1 protein-coding gene (running past one end of the window) is annotated in these 18,272 nt (G+C 69.4%); it reads left to right on the forward strand.

Annotated elements, in window-relative coordinates; translation table 11 throughout:
* Positions 1 to 18,272, forward strand: partial view of a non-ribosomal peptide synthase/polyketide synthase gene (locus ACH438_RS23630; RefSeq protein WP_397008653.1) — the 5' portion only. Its footprint extends 10,180 nt past the window's final position; only the first 18,272 of its 28,452 coding nucleotides appear in the window; its start codon is at positions 1 to 3; its stop codon lies off the right edge, out of view.

An 18,272-nucleotide genomic window follows, 5' to 3' on the forward strand; every position in this document is an offset into this window, starting at 1 on the left:
TTGACCGGCCACCGCCCCCGTCCTTTTCCGTTATCGGCTGCGCAGCAGGGAATTTGGTTCGCGCAACAGCTGGCCGGTTCGACACCGATAACCAATGCCCTGTGTATCGATCTGCACGGTGATCTCGACGTGGGATTGCTGATGGCCTCGTTCTGGCAGGTGGCCGGCGAGTTCGAGGCCGGCCGCCTGCGCCTGATCGAGGTGGACGGCACGGTGCTGCAGGTGGCCGACCGGCCGCTGGACGAGCCGACCCGGTCCCTGGATCTGCGTTTCGCGCCGAATCCCATTGCCGCAGCGCACGAATGGATGCGCGCGGAGTACAGCCGGCCGATCGACCTGCACCGGGACCGGCTGATCGCCACCGCCGTGCTGCGGGTGGGCGAGGACCATTGGTTCTGGTACGTGCGGGCTCATCACATCGCCATGGACGGGCTCGCCGCCATGACCCTGCTGGCCCGGATCGGCGAGCTGTACAGCTCCGCCCTCGAGGACCGCAAACCCGCGCCGGCCAAGAACCAAGGCCTGGCCGAACTCGTCGCCGCCGACGAGGAGTACCGGTCCTCCGCACGTTTCGAGGCCGACCGCGAGTTCTGGCAGCGGCAACTGGCCGGGCTGCCCGCTCCGGTCAGCCTCGCCGGGAAGAGCGGCCAGGCCGACGCGCACCCGATCTCCGTGCGCGGCGCGCTCGCCGCCGAATCCGTCCGCAGGCTCGACGATCTCGTCAAATCCACCTCGACGAATCCCGCCGTCCTCATCCTGGCGGGCTTCGGGGTGTTCCTGGGCCGCATGACCGACTGCGACGACATCGTGCTCAGCCTGCCGGTGTCGGCCCGCGTCACCACCGCCGCCCTGCGCTCCGGCGGCATGCTGGCCAACACGGTCCCGTTCCGGATCGCCACGAATCCGCGTGGCACCGTGGGCGAACTGATCCAGGGCACCCAGCGGCAACTGATCGAGGTGCTCCGCCGGCAGCGCTATCGGCAGGAGGACATGTTCCGCGATATCGGTCGGCTGACCCCGCAGACGCAGGTCTTCGGGCCGTACATGGACATGATGCTGTTCGCCACCGAGGTGGTGCTCGGCCCGATCGTCGGACACCTGGAGGTGCTGACCCCCGGACTGGTCTCGGACCTGTCGGTGAGCGTGTATTCCGGTGCGGGCGGGGCCATGTGCGTGGACTTCGTCGCCAACCACGACCTGTACACGCCCGCGGACCTCACCCGCCATCACGGCCGCTTCCTGCGCTGGTTCGACGAATTCCTGCGGGTGCTCGGCACCGATCCCGATACTCCCGTGCGCGATGTGGACCTGCTCGAGTCCGACGAGCGGGCCCTCGTGCTGCAGCAGTGGAACGACACCGCCACACCGATCGACCGGACCGGCACGCTCATGGGCATGTTCCGGCGGCAGGCCGCGGCGACCCCCGATGCGATCGCCGTCGTCTCCGGTTCGCGACGGGTCACCTACGCGCAACTCGATGCGGAGGCGGGACGCCTGGCGGCCGCCCTCGCCGCGCGCGGGGCGGGCCCGGAACGCATTGTGGCAGTGGCGCTTCCCAAGGGCATCGAGCTGATCACCACCATGCTCGCGGTCCTCCGCACCGGCGCCACGTACCTGCCGCTGGACCCGACCTCGCCGGCCGAGCGCATCACCTACATCCTCACGGACGCCGCCCCCACGCTCGTCATCGTCGACGACACCACCGCCGAACTGGTCGCCGCGGTGGATGTCCCCCGGCTGCACGTCGGCGAAATCCCTGATGCGCCAGTCGATCTCGACGTGCCGGATACCGGTGTGCTGCGGCCGGGCAATACCGCCTACATCATCTACACCTCCGGAACCACCGGAAACCCCAAGGGCGTGGCCATCGCCCATGCGAACGCGGTATCGCTGTTCGAGAGCACCGAGTCCTGGTGCGGATTCGGCACGGAGGACATCTGGGCCTGGTGCCATTCGCAGGCCTTCGACTTCTCCGTCTGGGAGATCTGGGGCGCGCTGCTCTACGGCGGCCGGGTGGTCGTGGTGCCGCGCGAGACGGCGTACGCGCCCGCGGAACTCTGGGACCTGGTCGTGGACCAGGGCGTGACGATCCTCAGCCAGACGCCCTCCGCCTTCTACGCGCTGCTGGAATCCCGCCGGGCGGTCGCGGCCGATTCCGCGTTGCGCATGGTGGTCTTCGGCGGTGAAGCCCTGGACCCCAGCCGTTTACAGCGCTGGCAGTCCGCCGACGACGCGGCCGGTCCGATGCTGGTGAACATGTACGGGATCACCGAGACCACCGTGCACGTCACCCAGCAGGTACTCACCCAGGAGCACCGGAACGGTGATCTCGGGCTGAGCCCCATCGGAGTGCCCCTGTCGAATCTGCGTGTGTACGTGCTGGATTCATGGTTGCGACCCGTACCGGTCGGCGTGGCCGGTGAACTGTATGTGGCCGGAAACCAGGTCGGGCGGGGCTATCACGCGCGTGCGGGCCTCACGGCCGCGCGGTTCGTGGCCGATCCGTTCGACCCGGCCGGCAGCGGCGGACGGCTGTACCGCAGTGGTGACGTGGTCCGGTGGACCGCGGCGGGCGTCCTGGAATACCTCGGTCGTGCGGACGAACAGGTCAAGATCCGTGGCTTCCGTATCGAACTCGGCGAGATCGAAGCCGTGCTCGCCGCCGAGCCGGCGGTGGCCCAGGCCGTCGTCACGACCCATATCGCCGCGCCCCTCACCCCCGATGCGGCGCCTTCCACCCAGTTGGTCGCCTACCTGGTCCCCGACGCGCGTTTCGCGCCCGCGGCGGCCAAATGCCTGGAGCTGCAACGCGACGGCGTGCTCGAACCCGACCGCCTGCACGAGATGGCCAATGGCATGCCGGTGGTGGGCCGCAACCGCTCGAATATCGAATTCCTCTACGAGGAGATCTTCGAACGCGAGGAGTACCACCAGGGCGGCCTGACCATCCCGGAGTCGGGCTACATCGTCGACGTGGGCGCCCACGTCGGCATGTTCTCCATCTACGCCAAGCGGAAATCGCCCGCGGTCAAGATCTTCGCGGTCGAGCCGATGCCCGAACTCCGCAGCATGTACGAGGCGAACTCGGCCATCCACGGTCTCGACGCGACCCTGGTGCCGTGCGGTATCGGCGCGGAGTCCACCACCGACACCTTCACCTACTACCCGGAGATGTCGGTGCTCTCCGGCCGCGGCACCGACAGCACGGTGCAGCACGAGATCCTCGAATCCTTCATCCACCACGAATATCAGGAGGAGAGCCGGGATCTGGGGGACAGCTATGTCGATCAGCTGATCGAGGACCGGCTGGAATTCGTGCGGGTCGAGGTCCCCATCCGGACCCTGTCGCACATCATCGGCGAGTACGGCATCCCACACATCGACCTGCTGAAGATCGATGTGGAAGGCAGCGAACTCGACGCCCTGCGCGGCATCGAGCCCGAGCATTGGCCGCTCATCGACCGCATGGCCATCGAGGTCCACGATGTCGACGACCGCCTGGCCTGCATCGAAAAGCTGTTGCGCGAGCACGGATTCGAGGTCGACGCCCGCGTCTCGCCGAATGTGATCGGCACGGATCTGCACATCGTCTACGCCGTCCGCCGCGCCTTCCTGGCCGATACCGAGGCGAGCGACGAGGCCGCCCGGCTGGCCCTGCTGGCCCGCGACGCGCAATGGGCCGGACCCGCCTTCCTCGGCACGCTGCTGCGGGAACGCCTCGGCGCGCGCCTGCCCGGCTACATGGTGCCGGATGTGGTGATGGCGCTGGATGCCCTGCCGCTCACGGTGAACGGCAAGGTGGACAAGGCGGCCCTGCCGGAGCCGGTACTCGCGCGCGCCTGCTATCGCGCGCCCTCGACGCCGGTCGAGGAGATCGTGGCCGGGGTGTTCGCCGAGGTGCTCGGCGTGGAACAGGTGGGCGTCGACGACGACTTCTTCGCGCTCGGCGGCAATTCGCTGTCGGCGACCCGATTGTCCGCGCGGCTCTCCGACACCGTGGCCGTCGCCGTGGCGGTGCGGGACGTCTTCGAGGCGCCGACGGTGGGGGAGCTGGCCGGACTGCTCGCCACCCGGGTATCCGAGACTCCCGTCGGGACCGCGGGTGTGCGGCTGAGTGCGTGGGAGCGGCCCGAGCAGGTGCCGTTGTCCTTTGCGCAGCAGCGCATGTGGTTCGTGAACCGGTTCGCGCCGGAGTCGGTGGCGTACAGCATTCCCATGATCCTGCGCTTGTCAGGCGCGGTGGATGTGGCCGCGTTGGCGGGCGCGGTGTGGGATCTGCTGGGCCGGCACGAGGTGCTGCGGACCAGGTATCCGGATGCGGACGGCGTGCCGTTCCAGGTGGTGGCGCCGGTGGCGGAGCTGCCCGGTCTGGTGGATGTGGAGCTCGCGCCGCGGCAGGTGGACAAGGCCGGGCTCGACGCGGCGATCGCCGCCGTCGTGGCCGTCGGTTTCGATGTGGCAGCACGGGTTCCGGTCCGGGCGCGGCTGCTGCAGGCGGGCACGGATGAGTTCGTCCTGGTGCTCGTGGTGCATCACATCGGCGCGGACGGGTTTTCGATGGCTCCGCTCGCGCGCGATCTGGGCGCGGCGTATGTGGCCAGGTGCACGGGGCGGCAACCGGAGTGGCCCGCGCTGCCCGTGCAGTACGCGGATTACGCACTGTGGCAACGGGAACTGCTCGGCTCGGTCGAAGACCCGGAGTCGATGCTGTCGCGGCAGCTCGGCTATTGGACCGGGCAATTGCGGGAACTGCCCGAGGTTTTGACCTTGCCGACCGATCGGACGCGGCCGGCTGTCGCCTCGCATCGGGGCGCGAAGCATTGCTTCGTGGTGGAACCCCGCGTGGTCGACGGATTGCAGGCGCTGGCGCAGGCGCGCGGCGTGACGGTGTTCATGCTGTTCCACGCGGCGCTGGCCGTCGTGTTGTCGCGGCTGTCGGGCAGCGCCGATATCGCGGTGGGCTCACCGGTGTCGGGTCGTGGCGTGGCCGAATTGGACGAACTGGTTGGGATGTTCGTCAATACGGTGGTACTGCGGACCCGGGTGGACGAGTCGGTGCCCTTCGCCGAGCTGCTGGCGCAGGTGCGCGGGGTGGATCTGGATGCCTTCGCGCATGCGGAGGTGCCGTTCGAGCAGGTCGTGGAGGTGCTCGATCCGCCGCGCAGTCAGGCGCACCATCCGCTGTTCCAGGTGATGCTCGCCTTCCACAATCTCGATCAGGCCACCCTCGCCCTGCCCGATGTCGCGGTGACCGCCGCCGGCGCCGAAACCGGTATCGAGCGTTTCGATCTGACCTTCACCCTGACCGACAGCCCGGACATCAGCGGTGCGATCCCGGTCGAACTCGGCTATGCCACAGACCTTTTCGACCCCGGCACGATCGCCGTCTTCGTCGAACGCCTGCAACGGGTGCTGCGGACGATCACCGCCGATCCGGCAATCCTGGTGCGCGACATCGATATCCTTTCGGAGCCCGAACGGCAGCTGCTCGTACACGAGTGGGGTCTCGCCGGTCTCGCGGCAACCGAAGGCGTCACGCTGCCGGACCTGCTGGACAGCGCGGTGGCGGGCAATCCGGACGGTCACGCGGTCGTCGACGGGCAGCGGTCCGTCACCTATCGGGAGCTCGACGAGCGTTCGAACCGGCTGGCGCGCCACCTCATCGAGCGCGGCATCGGCGCCGAATCTGTTGTCGCGGTGGGAGTTCCGCGCTCGCTCGAATGGGTGCTGGCGGTCTGGGCGATCGCCAGGACGGGCGCCGCGTTCGTCTCGGTGGATCCGGTGCATCCGTCCGAGAGGAATCGGTTCGTCTGCGCCGATTCCGGTGCGCAAGTCGGCATTACGACTGCCGAATACGCGGCGGCACTGCCACAGGAGAGCCTGTCGTGGCTGGTGCTGGACGACCCGGCCGAAGCCGAACGGATCGCGCAGCGACCGGGCTACCCGGTGACCGATGCGGACCGGTGGGGCAGGCCGCGCCTCGGCAGCACCGCCTACGTCGTCTACACGTCCGGCTCGACCGGGCGTCCGAAGGGCGTCGAGGTCGCTCACGCGGGCCTGGCGGCCCTGGTGGCCGACCACCTCCGGCGATGCGCCGTCGATGCCGATGCCCGCGTCCTCGCCGTCGCGGCGCGGACGTTCGACGCGGCGATCCTGGAACTGCTGCTGGCGCTCTCGGGCAGCGCGACCCTGGTGCTCGCCCCGCCAGATGTGTACGGCGGGCAGCCGTTGCAGGACCTGCTGCGCGATGAACGGATCAGCCACGCGTTCATGACACCGTCGGTGGCGCTGTCCCTGGACCCGGACGGTCTGGACACCCTGCGCGTGGTGCTGACCGGTGGCGATCGGTGTGGGCCGCAGCTGGTTTCGCGCTGGTCGGGTACCGACACCGCGGGCCTGCGCCGGGTACACAACCTGTACGGGCCCGCGGAGGCGACCATCTGGGTGACCGGCGCCGAACTGGCCGCCGGACGTCCGGTGGGCATCGGCGGACCTATTCCGGGTGTGGGCGTCGTGGTGCTGGACAGCGGGCTGCGGCCCGCTCCCGTGGGAGTCGTGGGCGAGCTCTGTGTCTCGGGTTCCGGTGTGGCACGCGGATACCGGGGCCGGGCGGGCCTGACGGCCACCCAGTTCGTGGCCGATCCGTTCGGTGCGCCGGGCGGCCGGTTGTATCGCACCGGCGACCTGGTGCGATGGGTTGCCGATGAGTCCGGGTCCGGCGTGCTGTCGTTCGTGGGACGGTCCGATCTGCAGGTGAAGGTGCGCGGTCAGCGCCTCGAACTGGGTGAGGTCGAGGCGGCGCTGGCCGGCCTCGACGGTATCGATCAGGCCGTGGTCGTCGTGCACTCGCACGGTGAGAGCGCCGGTCTGGCCGGGTACGTGGTGCCCCGTCCGGGATGCGTGCCGGATGCCGAAGAGGTGCGCCTGGCGGTGGCCGAGCGGCTGCCCGGATTCATGGTGCCGGACGTGGTGATGGTGGTCGGCGAACTGCCGCTGACCGTGAGCGGCAAGGTGGATCGGCGGGCACTGCCGGAACCGGTGTTCCCGGCCCGGGCGTTCCGCGCGCCGTCCACGGCCATCGAGCAGACCATCGCCGAATCCTTCGCCGCCGTACTGGGAGTGGAACAGGTCGGCGCCGACGACGACTTCTTCGCGCTCGGCGGCGATTCGATCGTGTCCATCCAGGTGGTGGCCAAGGCGCGGGCCCGGGGTGTCGTCTTCGGACCGCGCGATGTCTTCGAACAGCGGACCGCGGCGCGACTGGCGGTCCGCGCGTCGATCATCGCGGAGGGAGAATCCGCTACCGATCTGACAGAGCTCGCGGGCGGCGGTGTCGGGGAGATGCCGCTGCTGCCGGTGGCGCAGTGGATGGTGGAGTGGGGCAAGGGATTCGAGCACTTCGAACAGCATGTGGTGCTGCGCCTGCCCGCCGGTGTGCACGAGGCGGATCTGCTCGCGGCGGTGCAGGCGGTGCTGGATAGCCACGACATGCTGCGCTCCCGGCTGCGGCACCGCGACTCCGGTGAATGGGCCCTGGTGGTCGACCCTGCGGGCAGCGTCGATGCGGCGGCCGTAGTTCGCCGGTGCGCGGTCGAAGCCGGCGCCGACCGCGCGGCAGTGACGGCCGCGGAAGTGAACGAGGCGGTACGACGCCTGGATCCCTCCGCCGGGGTGATGGTGCAGTTCGTGCGGCTCGATGTCGCCGATCCCATGGACGCCGATGCGCCGGGCCGGCTGGCAGTGGTCGCGCATCACCTGGCGATCGACGGTGTCTCCTGGCGAATCCTGGTGCCGGACTTGCTGTCCGCGCTGGAACAAGCGCAATCCGGAACAGTGCCCATGCTCGATCCGGTGGGGACATCCGTGCGCCGCTGGGCGCACGGCCTCACGAACGCCGCCACGGAACCGATGCGGATGCGCGAGCTCGACCTGTGGCAGCGCATGGTGGCGGGCGCCGATCCGGTATGGGGCGGAAGGGAATTGGATCCGGCGATCGATACCGCCGCGACACTCGACCGGGTCACCGTGCAACTGCCCGAATCGGTGACACGGTCGCTGTTGTCCCGGGTTCCGGCGGCCTTCCACGGCGGCGTCGATGACGCGCTGCTGGCGGGTCTCGCGGTGGCGGTGCGGATCTGGCGGGCACGGCGCGGGCTCGACGAGACCTCGCTGCTGGTGCGCCTGGAGGGTCACGGCCGTGAGGAACAGGTGGTGCCGGGGGCGGACCTGTCGCGGACGGTGGGCTGGTTCACCTCGATGTTCCCGGTGCGGTTCGACCTGACCGGAATAGACGTCGACGCGGTGGCGGCAGCGGTGCTTTCGGTGAAGGAGACGCTGCGGTCCATCCCGGACAAGGGCATCGGATACGGCATGCTGCGATATCTCGCCGCCGAGACCACCGGGGCGCTGCCGGATCGAATGCCAGGACGCATCGGGTTCAACTACCTCGGGCAGCTGGGCGCCGCCGAGGCCGCCGCGAGCGAGGTATTCGACGAATCGGTGCTCGCGGATCCCGATATGCCGGTCACCCTTGCGGTGGATATCAGCGCGATCGTGATCGAGGACCGGCTGCGGGCGGGCTTCCGCTTCCCGCGCACCTTGCTTGACGCGGCCGAGGTGGAAGAGCTCGCCGGACTGTGGACCGATGCACTGACCACGATCGCCGAGCATGCCGAGACACCCGGCGCGGGCGGACATTCGCCGTCCGACTTCGGTTTGGTGGCCCTGCCGCAAAGCGATGTGAATGCACTAGAACTGGCGTATCCCGCACTGACCGACGTGTGGCCGCTGACCCCGCTGCAGGCCGGAATGCTCTTCCACGCCGGGCTGGCCGGAGCCGCCGAGGCGGATGCCTATGTGGCGCAACTGGTCTTGCGCTTGCAGGGCGAGCCGGATGCCGATCGTCTCCGGCGGGCCGCGGTCGCGCTACTGGACCGGCACCCCGCGCTGCGGACCGCGTTCACCGCCACCGGTAGTGGCGTGAGCGTGGCCGTGGTCTGTGGCGACATCGAACTGCCCTGGCAGACTGTCGATCTCACGAACGACCCGCACCCCGAGGCCGCGCTCGCGGCACTCGCCGCGGCGGAGAAGGCGCGCCGTTTCGATCCAGCTACTCCGCCGCTGCTGCGATTCACCCTGGCCGAGCTGGGTCCGGACAGTTGGGCGCTCATCCTCACCAACCATCACGTCATCCTCGACGGCTGGTCCTTCCCGCTGCTGATCACGGAGCTGTTCACCCACTACGCCGGTGGCGAGATCGGTGCGGCGGACGGCTCGTACCGGGACTTCCTGGCGTGGCTGGCATCCCGCGATCAGGACGCGGCGCTGGCGGCCTGGTCCGCAGCCCTCGACGGCGCGGAACCCACCTTGATCGGCGGCGCTCCGGCCACCGGACCGGGTGTCGTGGCCGAGGAGTGGATCACCGTCGACGAGTCCGGCGCCCGCGAGCTGGCGGCCGCGGCCGCCACCGGCGGGGTGACGGTGAATACCGTGCTGCAGTCGGCCTGGGCCATGCTGGTGGCACAGGCGAGCGGCCGGACCGATGTGGTGTTCGGCGCCGCGGTATCGGGCCGCCCCGCCGAATTGCCCGGCGCCGACCGCACTCTCGGACTGTTCGTCAATACGGTTCCGACCCGGGTGCGACTGGAACCGGCCGAGACCGTTGTCCAGCTGTGGGCCCGCATGCACGGCGAGCAAGCCGCCCTGCTCGAGCACCACCATGTCGGGCTGACCGATATCCACGTGCGCACCGGCAATGACAGCCTGTTCGACACCGTCATGGTGCTCGAGTCGTATCCCCTTGACGCACAGCACATCCGGCAAGTTACTGGTCGAGGCGAGCTGGAGGTCACCGGCTTCAGCGCCGACGACTCCACCCACTACCCCCTGACGTGCAGCGTCACCGTGCAGGACGGGCTGCGGATTCGACTGCAGTACCGGCCCGAGGTGTTCGACGCGGAGACGATCACGGTATTGAGCGAACGCCTGCAGCGGATTCTGCGGGCGATCACCGCCGATCCGGCCATTGCGGTGCGCGATATCGAGGCGCTGCACGCGGGTGAACGACAGCGGCTGCGTCAATGGGGCCACGGTGTCGCCGCGGACGCCCTGCCCGGCGAGGTGACATTGCCCGCCCTGCTGGCGGACGCGGTGGCGACGAATCCGGAGGGAATCGCGGTCGTCGACGGAGACCGGAGGGTCACCTACCGTGAGCTCGATGAGCGCTCGAATCGGGTGGCGCGGTACCTGATCGAGCGCGGCGTCGGTGCGGAATCGGTGGTCGCGGTGGGCGTGCCACGATCCCTGGAGTGGGTGCTGGCGGTCTGGGCGATCGCCAAGACCGGTGCGGGATTCCTGTCGCTGGATCCGGCGCATCCGCTGGACCGCAATCGGTTCATGTGCACGGATTCGGCTGTGCGGCTGGGTATTACGCTGAGCCGCTACGCCGCCGCGTTGCCGCAGGAGGGCGCGTCATGGCTGGCGCTCGATGATCCTGCTCCGGCGTCGCTGATCGACCGGAATGCCTCCGTACCGGTTACGGCCGCGGATCGGCATGCGCCGCTGCACCCCGGCGGAACCGCTTACGTCGTTTACACATCCGGTTCGACGGGACGTCCGAAGGGTGTCGAGGTCACACACACCGGTCTGGCCGGTGTCTGTGCCGGGCAGCGCGAGCGTTTCGGGCTGAGCCGGGATTCACGGGTCCTGAGCGTGGCCGCACGGACCTTCGACGCGGCGGTTTTCGAACTGCTGCTGGCGATTTCGGGCGCCTCGGCCCTCGTGTTCGCGCCGCCGGAGGTCTACGGCGGGCAACCACTGGCCGACCTCATGCGGGACGAGTCCGTCAGTCACGCGGTCCTCACCCCCAGCGTGGCGGGCGTGCTGAACCCCGAAGGACTCGACGCCCTCGAAGTACTGATCGCGGCGGGTGAGGCCTGCCCGCCCGCACTGGTGTCACGCTGGTCGCGCACCGATACCGCGGCCCGGCGCCGCGTCCACAACCTGTACGGCCCGGCAGAAGCCACCATCTGGGTGACCGGCAGCGCCGAGCTGCGTGCGGGTGACCCGGTGACCATGGGTTCGGTGGTCCCGGGTCTGGATGTGGCGGTACTGGATCCGTGGCTGCGTCCGGTCCCGGTGGGTCTGGCGGGTGAGCTGTACGTATCAGGCGCGGGTGTGGCGCGGGGATACCGGGGCCGCCCGGATCTGACCGCGTCGCGATTCGTGGCCGATCCGTTCGGCGGTGCGGGACAGCGGATGTACCGGACCGGTGACCTGGTGCGCTGGCTGGCCGATGAGTCCGATGCGGGCACCGGGGTGCTGGTCTTCGTCGGGCGCGCCGACTTCCAGGTGAAGGTGCGCGGCCAGCGACTGGAACTGGGCGAGGTCGAGGCCGCACTCTGCGAGCTGCCGGGCATCGAGCAGGCAGCCGTCATCGTGCATCGGCAGGACACCGGCGATGTGCGGCTGGTGGGCTATGTGATGGCCGAGCCGGAGTGTGCCTTGGATCCGGTCCAGGTGCGCCGGTCGCTCGGCAAACGCCTGCCGGGCTTCATGATTCCGGATGTGGTGATGGTGCTCGACGCACTGCCATTGACGGTGAACGGCAAGATCGACAAGACCGCACTGCCCGAGCCCGCTGCGGTGCGCGCCCACTACCGGGCGCCGTCGACGCCGCTCGAACGGGCCGTGGCCGAGGTGTTCGCCGAGGTGCTCGGGACCGACCGGGTGGGTGCGGACGACGACTTCTTCGTGCTGGGCGGAAACTCGTTGTCGGCCATGCGATTGTCGGCGCGGCTCGCCGAGCGCGCGGGCGTCCCGGTGACGGTGCGGGAGGTGTTCGAGGCCTCGTCGGTCGCCGAACTGGCCGGGCTGCTGGCCGCGGGCACGGCGCGCCCGGAGGGTCCGCGCCTGGGTGCGCGGGTGCGTCCGGAACGGGTGCCGTTGTCCTTCGCGCAGCAGCGCATGTGGTTCGTGAACCGCTTCGCGCCGGAGTCGGCGGCCTACAGCATTCCCATGGTGCTGGGCCTGCGTGGTGCGCTGAACGTCCCGGCTCTGACCGCCGCCGTATGGGATGTGCTGGCGCGGCACGAGGTATTGCGCACCAGGTATCCGGACGAGGACGGCGTGCCGTTCCAGGTGGTGGTGCCGGTCGCGGAGCTGGCCGGGGCGGTGGATGTCGACCTCGCGCCGCAGCAGGTGGAACCGCGCCGATCGGCCGGCGAGGTGGCCGCGCTGGTGTCGGCCGGTTTCGATGTGGCCGAGCGGGTTCCCCTGCGGGCCCGGTTGTTGTCCTCGGGCACGGATGAGTTCGTGCTCGTGATGGTGGTGCATCACATCGGCGCCGATGGATTCTCGATGGGCCCGCTCGCGCGTGATCTGGCCGCGGCGTATGCGGCGCATTGCGCGGGGCAGCAACCGGATTGGGCGCCCCTGCCGGTCCAGTACGCGGATTACGCCCTGTGGCAGCGCGAACTGCTGGGCTCGGCGGATGATCCGGAATCGCTGCTGGCTCAGCAGGTTCGCTACTGGTCCGCGCAACTGCGGGATATTCCCGAGGTTCTGGAGCTGCCCGCCGATCGGCCGCGTCCGGCGATCGCCTCGCATCGCGGATCGACCCACGGCTTCAGTGTGGAGCCCGAAGTCGTTGCCGGGCTGCAGGAGCTGGCGCAGCGCCATGGCGTGACCGTCTTCATGGTGTTCCACGCGGCCTTGGCGGTCGTATTGTCACGGTTGTCCGGCAGTGACGATATCGCCGTCGGAACGCCGGTGGCCGGGCGCGGTGCGGCCGAGCTGGACGAAGTCGTCGGCATGTTCGTCAATACCGTCGTACTGCGTGCACGCGTGGACGAGTCGGTGTCGTTCGCCGAGCTGCTGGCCCAGGTGCGCGGCGTGGATCTGGATGCCTTCGCGCAGGCGGAGATCCCGTTCGAGCAGGTCGTCGAGGCCCTGGATCCGCCGCGCAGTCAGGCACATCACCCGCTGTTCCAGGTGATGCTCGCCTTCCACAACCTCGACCCCGAGAGCATCACCCTCCCCGGTATCGAGGTGTCACCGGCGGGCGCCGAGACCGGTGTCGAACGCTTCGACCTGACCCTGACCCTGACCGACACTCCCGACGAGCACGGGGCGATCCCGGTCGACCTGAGCTACGCCACCGATCTTTTCGACCCGGACACCATCGCGGGCCTCGCCGAACGCCTGAGTCTGGTGCTGCGCACGGCTGTCGCCGATCCGGCAATCCTGGTGCGTGACATCGGCATTCTCTCGGAAGCCGAGGACCTGTTGCTCCGGGAATGGAGTGCCGAGGGCGCTCCCGATATCGCGGGCATGACCCTGCCGGTCCTGCTGGCCGCCGCCGTGGCCGTCAACCCGGCCGGCGACGCCGTGGTGGACGGTGACCGCCGCATCTCCTACCGCGAGCTCGACGAGCAGTCGAATCAACTGGCGCGCTTCCTGATCGGCTGCGGTGTCGGCCCGGAATCGGTGCTCGCCATAGCGCTCCCGCGCTCCCTGGAATGGGTGCTCGCGGTCTGGGCGATCACCAAGACCGGCGCGGGATTCCTGTCCCTGGACCCGAACCATCCGGTGGACCGCAACACCTTCATGTGCGCTGATTCCGGTGCGCGAGTGGGGATCACGGCCGATCGGTATGTGGCGGCGCTGCCGCAGCAGGACATGTCCTGGCTGGTCATCGACGATCGAGCGCTCGCCGGTCGTATTCGCCAGTTCCCGGACAACCATGTGACCGTGGGGGATCGGCGCGGGACCTTGCGGGCCGCCAATACCGCCTATGTCGTGTACACCTCGGGCTCGACCGGACGCCCCAAGGGCGTCGAGGTCACTCATGCCGGACTCGCCGCCGTCGCGGCCGCACATCACAGCCGGTATGCGATCGAGCCCGATTCCCGGGTATTGGCCGTGGCCGCACGCACTTTCGACGCGGCCATGCTGGAAATCCTGATGGCCGTCCCGGCCGGCGCCGCCCTCGTCATGGCGCCCGACGACGTCTACGGCGGTCAGCCGCTGACCGATCTGATGCGCGATCAGCGCATTACGCACGCCTTCCTCACCCCTTCGGTGGTGTCCTCCATGGACCCGGAGGGACTCGACCGGCTGCGGGTCGTGACGGTCGGCGGGGAACGCTATTCGCCACAACTGCTGGCGCGCTGGTCCCGCACCGATGCGGCGGCCGAGCGCCGGTTCTTCAATACCTACGGACCGACCGAGACCACGATCATCGCCATGATCAGCCGTGAGCTGCGCGCCGGCGAGACCCTCACCCTGGGTGCGGGTATCGACGGCATGGGCGTGCTGGTGCTGGATGGCCGGCTGCGCCCGGTGCCGGTCGGCGTGGTGGGTGAGTTGTATCTGTCGGGCGCCGGTGTGGCGCGCGGGTATCGCGGGCGGGCGGAGCTGAGCGCCGCCCGATTCGTCGCGAATCCGCTGGGTACCGCCGGGAGCCGGTTGTATCGGACCGGGGACCTGGTCCGGTGGGTGTTCGACGAATCCGGTTCGGGCGCGGGGACGCTGGAATTCGTGGGCCGCGCGGACTTCCAGGTGAAGGTGCGCGGCCAGCGCCTGGAACCGGGTGAGGTCGAGGCCGCCCTGTGCGAAATGGACGGCATAACACAGGCCGCGGTGATCACCCACGGCTCGGGCGAGAGTGCCGGTGCCGGTGTGCGATTGGTGGCCTACGTCCTCGCCGCCGCCGGGTGGTCCGTCGATCCGGCGCAGGTCAGGCGTTCGCTCGCGGACCGGCTGCCGGGATACATGGTGCCGGATGTGGTGATGGTGCTCGACGAACTGCCCTTGACCAGCAGCGGCAAGGTGGACCGGCGGGCGCTGCCGGAACCGGTGTTCGCGGCCCAGGAATACCGGGCGCCGGTGACGCCGATGGAGGAGACGGTCGCCGCGGTGTTCGCCGAGGTGCTCGGGCTCGACCGGGTCGGCGCCGACGACGACTTCTTCGCGCTCGGCGGCGATTCGATCGTGTCCATCCAGGTGGTGGCCAAGGCGCGGGCGCGGGGTGTGGCCTTCGGCCCGCGCGACGTTTTCGAACAGCGCACCGCGGCCCGCTTGGCGATGTGCGCGACGACTGTCACGGGCGAGGCCGCCGGTGGGTTGGCGGAGCTGGACGGTGGCGGAGTTGGAGCGATGCCGCTGCTGCCGGTGGCGCAGTGGATGGTGGAGTGGGGCAAGGGATTCGACCGGTTCGATCAGCATGTGGTGCTGCGCCTGCCGGCCGGTGTCGGCGAAGCGGGACTGGTCACGGCCATCGCCGCAGTGCTGGATCGCCATGACATGCTGCGCTCCCGGCTGCATCACGATGCGACGGGTGCGTGGTCGATGGTCGTCGCTCCCGAGGGCGCGGTGGATGCGTCCTCGGTGCTGCACCGCCGCAAGCTCGCCGGTGTCGATATCGGTACCGAAGCAGGTATGTCCGTAGTAGCGGATATCGCTGCCGCGGAACTTGATTCGGCCCTGGATCGGCTTGATCCGACCGGCGGCGTGATGCTGCAGTTCGCCTGGCTCGATCCGGGCAGCGAACAGCCTGCCGCCGAGGTGCCGGGCTGGCTGGTCGTGGTGGCGCATCACCTGGTGATCGACGGCGTCTCCTGGCGAATCATACTGCAGGACTTGATGTCCGCGCTCGAACAGGTGGAAACCGGTGCGCTCCCGGGGCTCGCCCCGGTGGGCACGTCGATGCGGCGCTGGTCGCACGGCCTGACGGCTGCCGCGGCCGACCGAGCCGAGGAGCTGGAATTCTGGCAGGGCATGGTGGCCGGAACCGATCCGGTCTGGGGTGGACGCGAACTCGACCCGGAGATCGATACCGCCGCCACGCTGGAACAGATCAGCATACAGCTGCCGGAATCGGTGACCCAGGCGCTGCTGTCGCAGGCGCCCGCCGCGTTCCACGGTGGTGTCGACGACGGGCTGCTGGCGGGTCTGGTTGTGGCCGTGCGGATCTGGCGTGCGCGTCGGGGTATCGACGAGCCGTCGGTGCTGGTGCGGCTCGAAGGCCACGGACGCGAGGAGCAGGTGCTCGCAGGCGCCGAGCTGTCGCGGACGGTGGGCTGGTTCACCTCCATGTTCCCGGTCCGGTTCGATCTGACCGGCATCGACCCCGCCGATGTCTCGGCCGGGGGTGCGGCTGTCGCGCAGGCGGTCTGGGCGGTCAAGGAGACGCTGCGGTCCATCCCGGACAAGGGCATCGGCTACGGCATGCTGCGCTACCTCCACGCCGACACCGCGGGGCTGCTGCCGGATCGCATGCCCGGGCGGATCGGATTCAACTACCTGGGCCGCGTCTCGGGCGCCGAACTCGGCGCTGGCGGCCTGCACGGCGGGCTCGGCGAGCTCAGTGCCGCACCGGATCCGGAAATGCCGGTCACGACCGTGGTGGATGTGAGCGCCATCGTCATCGAGGATCGATTGCAGGCCGGTTTCCGCTTCCCGCGCACACTGCTCGATGCCGCGGAGGTCGAGGAGCTGGCGGGCCTGTGGTCCGAGGTACTGACCGCGATCGCCGGTCATGTGCGCATCCCGGGCGCGGGCGGGCATTCACCGTCGGACTTCGGCTTGGTGGAGCTGACCCGATCCGAGGTCGCCGCACTGGATTCGGCCTATCCGCAATTGGCCGATGTCTGGCCGGTCACGTCGCTGCAGGCCGGGATGCTCTACCACGCCCAGCTGGCGGACGCTGACGCCGACCCGGATGCCTATGTCGCACAACTGGTTCTGCAGCTGTCCGGCGAACTGGACCTCGACCGGCTGCGCGCGGCCTCGGCCATGCTGGTGCGCCGCCACCAGAGTCTGCGGACGGCCTTCACCACCACCGGCCGCGGCGTGAGCGTGGCAGTGCTCTGCGATGATCCCGAATTGCCTTGGCGGGTCGTCGATCTCACCGGTCACGCCGATCCGGAGACCGGCCTGCGGGAACTCGCCGCATACGAGAAGGCGCAACGCTTCGAACTCGCCGCCGCGCCGCTGCTGCGATTCACGGTCGCGAGGTTGGACAGCGATCGCTGGGCATTGATCCTGACCAACCACCACGTCATCCTCGACGGCTGGTCCTACCCGCTGCTGCTCACCGAACTGTTCAGCGAGTACACCGGCGAGCAGCCGCGCATCGCGCCGGGCTCGTACCGGGAATTCCTGGCGTGGTTGGCATCCCGCGATCGCGATGCGGCACTGACGGCGTGGGCCGAGGCCCTCGACGGCGTCGAACCGACACTGATCGGCGGCAGTTCGACCGCCGGCACGGTGGCGGATCACTCCATCGCGCTCGACGGTTCCGATACCCGGGCCTTGGTCGCCGCGGCGGCTGCCGCCGGGGTCACGGCCAATACCGTGCTGCAGTCGGCCTGGGCGCTCATGGTGGCGCAGTCGACCGGCCGCACCGACGTACTGTTCGGCGCGACCGTCTCCGGGCGGCCCGGCGAACTGCCCGCCGCCCAGCGCACCATCGGCCTGTTCATCAATACGATTCCCGCCCGGGTCCGATTGGCGCCCACCGAGACCGCCGCCGAACTCTGGGCCCGCCTCCACGGCGAACAGGCCGCGCTGCTCGACCACCACCACATCGGACTGCGCGATATCCACCTGCGCACCGGCGCCGACAGCCTCTTCGACACCCTCATGGTGCTCGAGTCGTATCCGGTGGATATGCGGCACATCGAGAACGCGATCGGGCACGGCGGGCTGGCGATCACCGAGGTACAGGCCGCCGACTCCACCCACTACCCGCTGACCTGCACCGCGATGCTGCAGGACACGCTGCGCATTCGACTCCAGTACCGCACCGAGCTGTTCGATACGGCCGCCATCACGGAGTTCGGCGAACGGCTGCGGCAGGTGCTGCGCACGATCGCGCGGGATCCCGCCGTGCCGGTGCGCGAACTGGCGACGCTGCCGGCCGAGCAGCACCGGCTCGTGCACGACTGGGGTCGCGGCGAGGCGATCACCGATGCCGTGACACTGCCGCAACTGCTGGCCGCGGCGACGGCGGCGAATCCGGATGGGATCGCCGCGGTGGCAGGCGATCGGCGGCTCACCTATCGCGAGCTCGACTCGGAATCGAACCGGCTCGCGCGCTGTCTGATCGGGCGCGATGTCGGTCCGGAATCGGTGGTCGCCGTGGGTGTTTCGCGCTCGCTGGACTGGGTGCGAGCGGTATGGGCCATTGCCAAGACCGGCGCCGCCTTCGTGTCGGTCGATCCGGCGCATCCGCTGGATCGGAACCGGTTCGTGTGCGCTGATTCCGGTGC

The sequence above is a fragment of the Nocardia sp. NPDC020380 genome (assembly GCF_044386975.1).
Taxonomy (GTDB): domain Bacteria; phylum Actinomycetota; class Actinomycetes; order Mycobacteriales; family Mycobacteriaceae; genus Nocardia.